The 11,517-nt window shown below is 65.9% G+C and carries 13 protein-coding genes; 11 read left to right on the top strand and 2 right to left on the bottom strand.

Translation table 11 applies throughout. The features are described 5' to 3' along the window. The first annotated feature begins 26 nt into the window (after positions 1 to 26). From FB468_RS15690 to rplQ, 7 genes are all read left to right on the top strand, one after another. The gene (locus tag FB468_RS15690; protein WP_211359198.1) at positions 27 to 1,469 is read left to right on the top strand and encodes an MFS transporter; all 1,443 of its coding nucleotides are present in this window, start codon (positions 27 to 29) and stop codon (positions 1,467 to 1,469) included. Between the two features lie 147 nt (positions 1,470 to 1,616). Next, positions 1,617 to 1,838, top strand: a complete 222-nt coding sequence (infA, locus tag FB468_RS15685) for a translation initiation factor IF-1 (RefSeq protein WP_059063343.1) — start codon at positions 1,617 to 1,619, stop codon at positions 1,836 to 1,838. Positions 1,839 to 1,918: 80 nt separating this feature from the next. Continuing rightward, a complete protein-coding gene (gene rpmJ / locus FB468_RS15680; RefSeq protein ID WP_005050492.1) occupies positions 1,919 to 2,035 on the top strand; it encodes a 50S ribosomal protein L36 in 117 nt (38 codons plus the stop codon). 152 nt (positions 2,036 to 2,187) lie between these two features. Then, the gene (gene rpsM, locus FB468_RS15675; RefSeq protein WP_119281502.1) at positions 2,188 to 2,556 is read left to right on the top strand and encodes a 30S ribosomal protein S13; all 369 of its coding nucleotides are present in this window, start codon (positions 2,188 to 2,190) and stop codon (positions 2,554 to 2,556) included. A 47-nt stretch (positions 2,557 to 2,603) separates the two neighbouring features. Then, positions 2,604 to 3,002 (top strand): 30S ribosomal protein S11, encoded by a 399-nt coding sequence (gene rpsK / locus FB468_RS15670; protein WP_042544393.1) that lies wholly within the window; start codon positions 2,604 to 2,606, stop codon positions 3,000 to 3,002. A gap of 125 nt (positions 3,003 to 3,127) precedes the next feature. After that, on the top strand, positions 3,128 to 4,114 hold the full coding sequence (locus tag FB468_RS15665; protein ID WP_042544392.1) for a DNA-directed RNA polymerase subunit alpha: 987 nt from the start codon (positions 3,128 to 3,130) through the stop codon (positions 4,112 to 4,114). A gap of 44 nt (positions 4,115 to 4,158) precedes the next feature. Beyond that, positions 4,159 to 4,668 carry a 50S ribosomal protein L17 gene (rplQ, locus tag FB468_RS15660; RefSeq protein WP_141888658.1) on the top strand — a complete coding sequence of 170 codons (510 nt, stop codon included), beginning with the start codon at positions 4,159 to 4,161 and terminating at the stop codon, positions 4,666 to 4,668. A gap of 160 nt (positions 4,669 to 4,828) precedes the next feature. On the opposite strand, the gene FB468_RS15655 is transcribed toward rplQ, so the two are convergent. Next, the gene (locus FB468_RS15655; RefSeq protein ID WP_246056005.1) at positions 4,829 to 6,745 is read right to left on the bottom strand and encodes an acyltransferase family protein; all 1,917 of its coding nucleotides are present in this window, start codon (positions 6,743 to 6,745) and stop codon (positions 4,829 to 4,831) included. 61 nt (positions 6,746 to 6,806) lie between these two features. On the opposite strand from FB468_RS15655, the gene FB468_RS15650 reads away from it, so the two are divergent. From FB468_RS15650 to glmM, 4 genes are all read left to right on the top strand, one after another. After that, a complete protein-coding gene (locus tag FB468_RS15650) occupies positions 6,807 to 7,709 on the top strand; it encodes a tRNA pseudouridine synthase A (protein WP_141888656.1) in 903 nt (300 codons plus the stop codon). Positions 7,710 to 7,858: 149 nt separating this feature from the next. Further along, positions 7,859 to 8,305, top strand: a complete 447-nt coding sequence (gene rplM, locus FB468_RS15645; RefSeq protein ID WP_119281588.1) for a 50S ribosomal protein L13 — start codon at positions 7,859 to 7,861, stop codon at positions 8,303 to 8,305. Between the two features lie 33 nt (positions 8,306 to 8,338). Next, positions 8,339 to 8,818, top strand: a complete 480-nt coding sequence (gene rpsI / locus FB468_RS15640) for a 30S ribosomal protein S9 (RefSeq protein ID WP_141888654.1) — start codon at positions 8,339 to 8,341, stop codon at positions 8,816 to 8,818. Between the two features lie 18 nt (positions 8,819 to 8,836). Beyond that, a complete protein-coding gene (gene glmM, locus FB468_RS15635; RefSeq protein WP_141888652.1) occupies positions 8,837 to 10,186 on the top strand; it encodes a phosphoglucosamine mutase in 1,350 nt (449 codons plus the stop codon). Between the two features lie 228 nt (positions 10,187 to 10,414). Here glmM and FB468_RS15630 read toward each other — a convergent pair whose 3' ends face one another. Further along, a complete protein-coding gene (locus FB468_RS15630; RefSeq protein ID WP_141888650.1) occupies positions 10,415 to 11,248 on the bottom strand; it encodes an endonuclease domain-containing protein in 834 nt (277 codons plus the stop codon). Positions 11,249 to 11,517: the final 269 nt, after the last annotated feature.

Below are 11,517 nucleotides of genomic sequence, written 5' to 3'. Positions count from 1 at the left end.
TAACTTGAACTTCTAGGCTAGCCTGCGTGACTGAAAACGCAGCAAGCACGAGCCCCTCTCCACGCAGCGACCCCGGTAAAAGGGGCGACAACCGCCTCTTGTCGGGCGCCCACTTCGTGCCGGCGGCGATCCTCGCCGGTGGCACCGTGCTGTACGCCATGAACCTCTACTTCACCGCGGCACTCATGCCCTCAATCGTGGAAGACATCGGTGGGCAGCAGCTGTTTGCCTGGGTGGCAACCGGGTTTCTCATAGCCGCGGTCATCGCCTCGACGCTCGCCGCGCGCTCCATTGCGGCTCTTGGTGCCCGAGGCGCCTACCTCGTGGGGTTCTGTGGGTTCGCGCTGGGGTCCGCCGCCGCCGCACTCAGTGGCTCGATGGAGGTCTTCGTGGCGAGCCGGGTGCTGCAGGGCCTTGGTGGCGGGCTGCTCGCCGGGCTCGGATATGCGGTGATCCGATCGGCGCTCCCGCAGAAGCTCTGGCTCAAAGCCGCGGCCCTCGTGTCAGCGATGTGGGGCATTGGCGCGCTCGTCGGGCCAAGCCTGGGCGGCATGTTCGGGGAACTTGGGGCGTGGCGCGCGGCGTACGCGGTGCTCGCCGGCATCGCGATCCTGTTCGCCCTGCTCAGCGTGCGAGCGCTCCCTGGCCGCGCGGCGGCCGCGCCCGAGCCCGTGCCCTACGCCTCCCTCGCCGCGCTCGTCGCGGCGGCCGCGAGCTTGAGCGTCGCGCCCATGTTCCGCACAGCGGGGTTCGATGGCCTGGCAGTCGCGGTTGGCGTACTCCTGCTCGTGCTCTTCCTCGCCGTGGAGTCACGCGCCACCCACACGGTGCTGCCCAAGCTGGCGTTCGCGCGCGGAAACGAGCTCAAGTGGGTGTACGCGCTCGTCGCGACGCTGTGCGCTGGGGTCATGATCGAGACGTACGTGCCGCTGTTCGGCCAGCAACTCGGGGGTCTGTCGCCCGTCTGGGCGGGCTTTCTCGGCGCGGCGCTCTCGCTCGGCTGGACGGGAATGCAGCTCGTGAGCGTGAAGTTCGGCCCGAGAATCGCGAGCTCGGCGATGATTGGCGCCCCGATCCTGCTCGCGCTGTCGATGGCGACGTATGGGCTGCTGCAGGCGCCCGAGGCGGGAGGCGCGAGGATCCTCGCCTGGGCAGTCGCGCTCGTGCTCGGCGGCGTAGCGATCGGCGCCGTGTTTCCCCACCTCAGTGTGCGCGCGATGGGGGCAAGCGCCGACGCTGCAGAGGGCGAGAAAGCGGCGGCCGCGCTGAGCACCACGCAGCTCATCGCCTACGCCCTCGTCTCGGCGCTGCTCGGGGTCTTTGCGGCGGGCGGTGATGGCGACGCAGTTGTGACTGCCGAACGGATCTCCCTGGGTCTCGCCGTGATCACGGGCGTCGGTGTCGTCCCGGGCCTCATGCTGCTTCGGGCCGCTCGTCGGGGCGGTCGTAAAGTCAGTTTGAGCAACTGAGGTGCTGCGCCAGTGACCCAGGGGTAGACAGTGGCGGGAATCGGGGATATGATTACTCGTTGGTGCTTTGTGCCTGTTTTCGTGATCGCGAAAACCGGGGGGAAGCATTCGCAAGACCGGTGAATCAACACGAGCGACAGTGAGGCTATGGCGAAGAAAGACGGCGTCATCGAGATCGAGGGCCAGGTAGCTGAGGCGCTCCCGAACGCACAGTTCCGGGTAGAGCTTACAAACGGCCACAAGGTGCTCGCGCACATCTCGGGCAAAATGCGTCAGCACTACATCCGCATCCTTCCAGGGGACCGCGTGATCGTGGAGCTGACCCCGTACGATCTGACCCGCGGTCGCATCGTCTACCGTTACAAGTAGACCTGCGTTCGTCCATCGGAAAGTAACGACTCACGGCATCCCGTGAGTACGAGGACAGCGAACCCGCTAAAGGAAAAACAATGAAGGTCAACCCCAGCGTTAAGCCCATCTGCGATCACTGCAAGGTGATCCGCCGCCACGGCCGCGTCATGGTGATCTGCAAGAGCAACCCGCGTCACAAGCAGCGCCAGGGCTAACCCGGCCGCTGCAGCTCGCAGATCAAATAAATCAAAATAGAAACAGCGCATCGAAGAACCCTGAGGCTTATGCCGCAGGGAGACACCTCGGGTCGGAGGCCTGATCCCACGATGCGCACCACACCTCCACTAATCCGCAAGGAGAGCCAGACATGGCACGTATTGCAGGCGTAGACATCCCGCGCGAAAAGCGCGTAGAGATCGCGCTCACCTACATCTATGGCGTCGGCCGCACGAGCGCACTCAAGACGCTCGAGGCGACTGGCATCGACGGGAACACCCGTGTTCGCGACCTCAGCGACGACCAGCTCGTCCTGCTCCGCGACCACATTGAGGGCAACTTCAAGGTTGAGGGTGACCTCCGCCGCGAGGTCCAGGCCGACATCCGCCGCAAGGTTGAGATCGGTAGCTACCAGGGTATTCGCCACCGCCGGGGCATGCCTGTGCATGGTCAGCGCACCAAGACGAACGCTCGTACCCGCAAGGGCCCGAAGCGCACCGTCGCCGGTAAGAAGAAGTAACACCGGTTCACACCGACCATCACACATAGCTTTCAGGAGAATTCTCAATGGCTGCACCTAAGTCGGCAGCGCGCAAGCCGCGCCGCAAGGACAAGAAGAACATCGCAGTGGGCCACGCCCACATCAAGTCGACGTTCAACAACACGATCATCTCGATCACGGACACCACTGGTGCCGTGCTGACCTGGGCTTCCTCGGGTGGAGTTGGCTTCAAGGGCTCGCGTAAGTCGACCCCGTTCGCCGCTCAGCTCGCCGCAGAGTCCGTCGCCCGCAAGGCGCAGGAGCACGGCATGAAGAAGGTCGACGTCTTCGTGAAGGGCCCCGGCTCGGGCCGCGAGACCGCGATCCGCTCGCTGCAGGCCGCAGGCCTCGAGGTTGGCTCGATTAACGACGTCACCCCGCAGACCCACAACGGCTGCCGTCCGCCGAAGCGTCGCCGCGTCTGAGCCTCACTGTCGCGCCGACTCCGGTCGGCGCGACACCGGCTCTCCTCACGCGAGAACCGGTACGTTCCCAACACCCTCTTTACCGCAGAGTCATATAGCGGACTCCAGCGAAAGGAACTAACACAGTGCTCATTGCACAGCGCCCCACTCTGACCGAAGATTCAATCTCCGAGTACCGCTCGCGCTTCACGATCGAGCCCCTCGAGCCTGGCTTCGGTTACACGCTTGGAAACTCGCTCCGTCGTACCCTGCTCTCCTCGATCCCCGGAGCCGCTGTCACCAGCGTCCGCTTCGAGGGCGTCGCTCACGAGTTCACGACGATCCCCGGTGTCACTGAAGACGTCACCGAGATCATCCTGAACATCAAGGGCCTCGTTGTTTCGAGCGAGCACGACGAGCCGATCACTGCTTACCTTCGCAAGACCGGAGCAGGCGAGGTTACCGCTGCTGATATCTCGGCGCCCGCTGGCGTCGAGGTGCACAACCCCGAGCTCGTCATCGCGACGCTCGGTGACGACGCACAGTTCGAGCTCGAGCTCACGATCGAGCGCGGCCGTGGCTACGTTTCTGCAGCGCAGAACCGTAACGACGACGCAGAGGTTGGCCGTATTCCGGTTGACTCGATCTACTCGCCCGTGCTCAAGGTGACCTACCGTGTCGAGGCAACTCGTGCCGGCGAGCGCACCGACTTCGACCGCCTGGTGGTCGACGTTGAGTCGAAGCCCGCTATCAGCCCCCGCGACGCGATCGCTTCGGCTGGCTCGACCCTGGTCGAGCTCTTCGGGCTTGCACGCGAGCTGAACACTGCCGCTGAGGGCGTCGAGATCGGCCCCGCGCCGGTTGAGGTTGTCGCCGAGGGCGAGCTCTCGATTCCGATCGAGGATCTCGACCTGTCGGTCCGCAGCTACAACTGCCTCAAGCGTGAGGGCATCAACTCCGTGAGCGAACTCGTTGCGCTCTCGGAAGCCCAGCTCATGAACATTCGTAACTTCGGTCAGAAGTCCGTCTTTGAGGTGCGCGACAAGCTCGCCGAGATGGGTCTCTCGCTCAAGGACGCGGTTCCCGGTTTCGACGGAGCCAACTTCTACAGCTACGAGGACGACGTTAACTAACGATCCGGCTTCAACGCTGATCGAACACTTACAGGAGTACAACCATGCCTAAGCCCACCAAGGGCCCCCGCCTCGGAGGCGGACCCACTCACGAGCGCCTCATGCTCAACCAGATGGCTGCGCAGCTCTTCGAGCACAAGCGCATCCAGACCACTGAGACCAAGGCAAAGCGCCTGCAGCCCATCGCTGAGCGCCTCGTGACCTTCGCAAAGCGTGGAGACCTCCACGCTCGCCGTCGCGTCATGCGCCAGATCCTCGACAAGTCGGTCGTGCACGAGCTCTTCACCGAGATCGCACCGCTCGTCGAGAACCGCGAGGGTGGCTACACCCGCATCACGAAGACCGGTTTCCGCAAGGGCGACAACGCTCCCCTCGCAGTGATCGAGCTCGTTCTCGAGCCCGTTCAGCCGAAGCCGAAGGCGAAGAAGGCTGCAGCTCCCGCTGCAGAGGTCGTCGAAGAGGCTCCCGAGGCAGTCGAAGAGACCGCCGAGGTTGCTGAGGAGGCCGTTGAGGCTGCCGAGACCGAGGCTCCGGCCGAGGAGAAGGCCGAGTAAGTTTTCTTACTCGCTTCGCGCGAAAACGCCCCGTGGCTTTGGCCACGGGGCGTTTTGCGTATGCCTCGGGGAGGCGGTTGGGCAGTGCGATTGCGGGCGGCCCTGGGTGAGCCCCAGTGCTGGGGGCTGCCTGACGCTCTGGCGAACCGCCCAGGTGCGGTTAGCGGCGGCCGACGCCCCAGCCGGTCGCCTCGGCGGGGGAGAGGAGCTCGTCGAGGGCCGCCCGGATCGCACCGGCGTATACCTCGCCACCCTCCGGGCCGGGGTGGATGCCGTCTTCGGCGAGGAACTCGGGCGTGCCCGCGACACTCGCGTCCCACTTTGCGACGACGACACCGCGGTTCGCTGCCGCGAACGCGTTCAGCTCCTCGTTCACACCCGGGATCCAATCACGCTCAGCGTGCGCGTCGACGAAGACGATCGGCCGCGACCCGGCAACCTCCCGCAGCGCTGTGAGCGCTTCCGGTTCAACCGGGCCGTTGGTACCGAGGCCAACCACGATGACGCTGCGGAGCGCGCCACGAGCAGCCATATCTTGGAGGATCTCGACGCCCGCCCAGATGCCGCGCGACACAGCTGCGTCGACCTCGATGCCAGGAAATGCCTCGGTGAGCTCGGGGTAGCTTGCGAGCATGACCGAGTCGCCGACGGCAGTGATGTCGCGCCCCTCAAAAGTAGCGGCCGGCGCAGCTCCCTGCTCGGCACCGGCGGAATCAGAGCCGGGTTCCGCGTCGCCGGTAGCACCGTGATCTGAGCCCTCGGGATCCTGATCTCCCGCCGCGCTCTTGTCTGCCTCGAGCTGCTTCTGCCCGCGCAGAATTGAGTCTGCCGACGATGTGCGCTCGGGCGCGATCGCGACGGCGACCCCGGTGAGCGGGAAAGTGACGGCGAGCACGGCAGCGAGGCCGATTGAGACGCGCTTGCGCCGGGGCGTGTAGTTGCGCGGGCTGAACCAGCGAATGAGCGCGCCGCGGAGGCCAACGCGGCGTACCGGCTGCTCGACGAACCGGTACGACAGCGCCGCGAAGAGGATCGTGAGCGCGAGGGCGATCACGGGCGGGATCCAGCTGTTCCCGAACCCGGCCGACGTCGCGACGCTCACGGTGATGACGAGGAGGGGCCAGTGCCACAGGTAGATGCCGTAGGAACGCTCGCCGACCCAGCGCAGCGGCGCCACATCGAGCAGCCTGCCGACGATGGCGCCCTCACGGGTGACAGCCCAGACGACGCCGAGCGCCGCGACGGTGGCAAGCTGGAAGCCCCAGGCGAAGCTAGCTTCGCTTGCCTCCTGCAGCGCAAACGCGAGGTACCCAAGCACAGCGAAGCCGGCCACCGCGACCGACACGGAAGCGACCTGGCCTGCGCGCGACAGCGTGCGCTGGGCGCGCGCAGAGAGCAGCACGGCCATTGCGGCTCCGAGGAACAGGCCAAAGCTGTGTGAGTCTGAGCCGAAGTAGATGCGCGTCGGCTCTGCGCCCGCGTTCGCGAGTGCGGCCATCAGGAACGCGGAACCAACGCCGAGCGCGGCGAGCGGAATCGCCCAGGTGAGCCGCGACCGCAGCCGAAACACGAGCACCGCGATGAGCGGCAGTACGATGTAGAACTGCTCCTCGAGCGCGAGCGACCAGAAGTTGCGGAAGAGCTCGGGGGCGTCCCTGGCGAAGTAGTCAGAGCCGTTCGCGATGAACACCCAGTTCGAAACGAACAGGAGCGCGCCGGCGATCTGCTGGGCGACTCCGACCAGCAGATCTCTGCTCGCCGCGAGGGCGAGCGACGTGCTCACGAGTACGACGAGTGCGACCGCGGGAAGCAGCCGGCGGGCGCGCCTGCGCCAGAACGCAAGAAGGTCGATCCGGCCCGTGCCCTCGAGCTCCCGCAGGAGCAGTGAGGTGATAAGGAACCCGCTCATGACGAAGAACACGTCAACGCCGAGGAACCCGCCGGGCAACGCCTTCGGGAAGAGGTGGTACACGAGCACCATGCCCACGGCGATAGCGCGCAGCCCGTCGAGCCCGCCGAATCGGCCGCCCCGGGGGCTCACCGGTGCTCCGGTCGCGCGCAGGGGAGAAACAGACACCCGAAGATGCTACCCCGGAACCTTGAGAGTGGTGGAGTTCTGGCAAGCTTGAGGAGTGGAAATGATTCGGCTGCGCCTCGACATCGCCTACGACGGCACCGACTTCTCGGGCTGGGCGACCCAGCCCGGGCTGCGCACCGTGCAGGGCGAGATCGAGGCGGCCCTCGCCAGGTTGCTGCGGGCGCCGGAGGGCGAGCTGCGGCTCACCGTTGGCGGTCGCACGGACGCCGGGGTGCACGCGCGTGGGCAGGTCGCGCACCTCGACGTGAGCGCCGAGCAGTTCGAACGGTGGGGTGCGTCTCAGCGGCGCGGCTCTGGCTCCGGCTCTCAAACTGGCGTGGACGCCGCAGCCGGGGATGATTCCGTTCGTCTCATGGCCCGGCGCCTGAACGGTGTGCTGCACCGAGCGGCCTCCGACATTGCGATCCACAGCGTCGCGCCAGCGCCCGCGGGGTTCGACGCCCGCTTTTCGGCGCTGCGTCGCCGCTACGAGTACCGGCTGCGGCCCGAGAATGCGCGGCGCGACCCATTGACGGCGCGCTTTACAGCCGAGGTGCCGCGGGCCCTCGATCTCGGGGTGATGCAGCGCGTCTCGGAGGATCTCCTTGGTCTGCAGGACTTCACGACCTTCTGCAAGGCGCGTGAGGGGGCGACGGCTGTGCGCGAACTCCTCGCGTTCGAGTGGCGCGAAACCGAGGACGGGGCCTACGCGGCCCGCATCGAGGCCGACGCCTTCTGCCACTCCATGGTGCGCGCGCTCGTTGGCTCGGTCGTCGCCGTCGGGCACGGCCGACTCTCCTCGGGCGAGCTCGTCGAACTGCGCGACGCCCGGGAACGCACGAGCCGATTCACTGTCATGCCGGCCCACGGGCTGTCGCTCGAAGAGATCGGTTACCCGGAGGACGCGGAGCTCGCTGCCAGGGCGGAGCAGACGCGAGCGCGGCGCGATCCGCTCGATGACTGACTCATCTGTGCTAAAGTTGATCCTTGGTGCGTAAGCACCCGAATTGTTGAGCCCTCCACCGCACAGGAACTCACGTGGCGAAGCCCCGGGAGACCTCGCACGGAGTGGGATTCAAGAACTCCTCCATTTCGACAGAAAGCAGCACGACAGTGACTCGCACATACTCGCCGAAGGCAGCTGACCAGAAGCACGACTGGATCGTCATCGACGCAACAGACGTGGTTCTCGGCCGCCTCGCATCCCACGCCGCAGCTCTGCTCCGCGGCAAGCACAAGACCACCTTCGCACCGCACATGGACATGGGTGACTACGTCATCATCGTCAACGCGGACAAGGTTGTGCTGACCGGTAACAAGGCAGCGCAGAAGAAGGCTTACCGCCACTCGGGCTACCCGGGCGGCCTCCGTTCGGTGAGCTACACCGAGCTCCTCACGAAGAACCCCGAGCGCGCAGTCGAGAAGGCCATCCGTGGCATGCTCCCGAAGAACTCGCTCGGCGCAGACCTGTTCCGCAAGCTGAAGGTGTACGCGGGCCCGGAGCACCCCCACGCTGCACAGCAGCCGACCCCCTACACCTTTGGCCAGGTTGCGCAGTAAGCGCGCTAGAGACGCAAGAAGAGAGACTTTAACGTGACTGAAGAGCAGACCGTGGCCCCTGAGAGCTACACCACTGAGACCCCCGCGTCGCAGGCAACCGCTGCTGCACCGCGCCCCGCACTCACCGTTCCCGGTGCAGCTGTCGGCCGCCGCAAGCAGGCCGTCGCACGCGTTCGCCTCATCCCGGGCGAGGGCAAGATGACCGTCAACGGTCGTGAGTTCGCGGAGTACTTCCCGAACAAGCTGCACCAGCAGCTCATCACCGACCCGTTCACCGTGCTCGAGCTCGGCGGCGCATACGACCTCATCGCCACCATCGATGGCGGCGGCCCCTCGGGCCAGGCCGGTGCACTCCGCCTCGCGGTTGCACGCGCCCTCAACGAGATCGACGCTGAGCACAACCGTGCAACGCTGAAGAAGGCTGGCTTCCTGAGCCGCGACGCTCGCATCAAGGAGCGCAAGAAGGCCGGACTCAAGAAGGCCCGTAAGGCGCCTCAGTACTCGAAGCGCTAAACAGGAACGTATTCCCACATGGGACGCCTGTTTGGCACCGATGGGGTGCGGGGCTTGGCCGGGGTGGATATCACCGCCGACCTTGCCCTGCGCCTCGCGCACGCTGCGGCTCTCGTACTCGGACGTAACGCCCGAGGCGAGAGCCGTCGCGCTACCGCGATCGTTGCGCGCGATCCGCGGGTCTCAGGCGAGTTCATCTCGGCCGCCGTGTCGGCCGGTCTCGCCGCGGCTGGTGTTGACGTGCTCGACGCCGGCGTCATTCCGACGCCCGCAGCCGCGTACCTCGTAGCCGATACCGGCGCCGACTTCGGCGTTATGGTCTCGGCGTCGCACAACCCGGCCCCCGATAACGGCATCAAGTTCTTCGCCGAGGGCGGCCGCAAGCTGCCTGACGACGTCGAAGACGCCATCGAGGCGGCCATGACCCTCCCGCCCGTCGCTGTCACGGGGCACGAGGTCGGCCGGATCCGTCGCTTCGCCGACGCAGAGGATCGCTACCTCGTTCACCTGCTCGGCACGCTCGAGGGCACCAGCCTTGCGGGGCTCACGGTCGTGCTCGACTGCGCCCACGGCGCTGCTTCTGGCATCTCGCCCGACGCGTTCACCGCGGCTGGCGCGAAGATCGTCGTGATCGGCAACGAACCCGATGGCATGAACATCAATGACGGGGTCGGCTCGACTTACCTCGGCCCGCTGAAGGCCGCGGTGCTTGAGCACGGTGCTGACCTGGGCATCGCTCACGACGGCGACGCTGATCGCTGCTTGGCCGTCGACGCCTCGGGCAACGAGATTGACGGCGATCGCATCATGGCGATCCTCGCGCTCTCGATGTCGCGACGCGGCAAACTCGACAAGAACACGCTCGTGGCGACGGTCATGTCGAACCTGGGCCTGATGCTCGCGATGTCTGACAACGGCATCGACGTCATCCAGACCGGTGTTGGCGACCGCTACGTGCTTGAGGCCATCAACGAGCACGGGTATTCGTTGGGCGGTGAGCAGTCCGGGCACGTCATCATGAGCGAGTTCGCGACGACCGGCGACGGCATTCTCACCGGGCTGCACATTGCGGCCGAGATCGTGCGGTCGGGCAAGACGCTCACCGAGCTTGGCGAGTGCATGAAGGTCTACCCGCAGGTGCTCGTGAACGTGCGCGGCGTTGACCGCTCGCGCGCCACAAGCGACGAGGTGCTGCAGCAAGCGGTTCACCAGGCAGAGGAAGCCCTCGCGGGGCAGGGGCGCGTGCTGCTCCGCCCGTCGGGCACCGAGCCTGTCGTGCGCGTCATGGTTGAAGCGGCGGAGGAAGAGCAGGCGCAGCAGCTTGCGGACGACCTCGCGGCAATCGTGAAGGAACGCCTGGCGGTGTAACGCCCTAGGAGGCCGGGACGGTGCGACAGCGGTCGTGCCCTCCCGGCCTTTGTGGTTCTTTGGGACTTTGGGACTTTGGGATGTTGGGGCTTTGGGGTGCCCAGAATTCTCTTTCCGTATGCGATCTGCGTTTTCAATGCCGAAGAGCCAGCCCTCGGGCATTCCTCGTGCAGATCGCAGGTGGTGTGTCCGAGCTCGGCGCCGGCCCGGTCCCACAACTGCCGTGCCCTATGCGAGCCGAGCCGGCTGATGAAGTCCTGCTGCGACGGCGCGCATGATGAGCGCCTGAGTCTCTGGCCACGAGTGCATGATCTGCGTGTAACTCACCCGAATAACGGTGAACCCGCGAAGCTTAAGTTGCGCGTCGTGCTCGATGTCGTCCGTTCGTTGCGGGCCAACGTGATGCCCGCCATCGATCTGCACCACAAGGCGCGAACCGATGAGGAAGTCGACCCTGCGCCCGACAAGCCACGCCTGTGAAATGATCGGCAGTTTGAGCCAGCTCAGCCGCACCCGAAAGTAGCTTTCTAGCCCCGAATCGGCGAACGGGTCGGTCGCCTCAAGCACGCGCTTTGACGCTGCGGGCAGCGGTAGGTGCTCGAGCCCGGCCCTGTCCACGAGTTTCTTATTGAGCGCTGAATCCCACGTCGCTACGGCATCTTCGAATGGCTCGCACTGCGCGACCAGAACGAGCACGTTCTCGATCTCGTCGACGAGGGCAAACCTCCCTCGGGGCACGATCGGTGCGTGGTAGTGGAGCACGGAATCTGGCGGTCGCCGTTCTGACCCCGGTCGTGGCACGCCGAAGTGCTCAGCGTCCGGGTTCCTTCGTACCCAGAGGCCCAGCCGCTTCGCCTGGGTGACGCAACTCAGGGTGAGTCCCGCGGACGCGGTGGCGATGAGCTGTGGGTCGGCCGTGGGCGCCGCGAGCCAGCCCTTCTTGAATCGAATGAGCCTGCCCGCTGTGACCTCCTGCTGTACCCGGTAGCGCGTCACCCCACGGGCGATGAGCTCGGAGCTTCTGATGATGCCGTCGTGTTTCGAGAGAATGCGGTTGATCATGCCAGTCAGCCTGGGTGTTCCGCCTGGTCGGCGGGTGGCTCCAACGCAGTCTGTGCAGAATCGGGGGAGTGCTCCAATTGGAGAGAGTCTGTGGGCGAAGCAGCGGTTGATGTGGCGCAATGCTGGGCCGAGGGAGGGCACAAGCAGGCTATGTACGGGCACAAGCAGGGTGTATGCGGCGCAGAGCTGCGGCAGGCGTGTGGCGAGAGTTGGGCTGGGGCACGGTAAAGCCCCAGGCAAGGCCCAGCTGGCGCCCTGGAAAAACGCAG

This window comes from Leucobacter komagatae (assembly GCF_006716085.1).
GTDB lineage: Bacteria > Actinomycetota > Actinomycetes > Actinomycetales > Microbacteriaceae > Leucobacter > Leucobacter komagatae.
This window is presented reverse-complemented; position numbering and strand designations above follow the sequence as displayed.

Bases quoted from the DNA above. Each gene is read 5' to 3' on its own strand.
- infA (WP_059063343.1), top strand. From the start codon at position 1,617: ATGGCGAAGAAAGACGGCGTCATCGAGATCGAGGGCCAGGTAGCTGAG.
- rpmJ (WP_005050492.1), top strand. From the start codon at position 1,919: ATGAAGGTCAACCCCAGCGTTAAGCCCATCTGCGATCACTGCAAGGTG.
- rpsM (WP_119281502.1), top strand. From the start codon at position 2,188: ATGGCACGTATTGCAGGCGTAGACATCCCGCGCGAAAAGCGCGTAGAG.
- rpsK (WP_042544393.1), top strand. From the start codon at position 2,604: ATGGCTGCACCTAAGTCGGCAGCGCGCAAGCCGCGCCGCAAGGACAAG.
- rplQ (WP_141888658.1), top strand. From the start codon at position 4,159: ATGCCTAAGCCCACCAAGGGCCCCCGCCTCGGAGGCGGACCCACTCAC.
- FB468_RS15650 (WP_141888656.1), top strand. From the start codon at position 6,807: ATGATTCGGCTGCGCCTCGACATCGCCTACGACGGCACCGACTTCTCG.
- glmM (WP_141888652.1), top strand. From the start codon at position 8,837: ATGGGACGCCTGTTTGGCACCGATGGGGTGCGGGGCTTGGCCGGGGTG.
- FB468_RS15630 (WP_141888650.1), bottom strand. From the start codon at position 11,248: ATGATCAACCGCATTCTCTCGAAACACGACGGCATCATCAGAAGCTCC.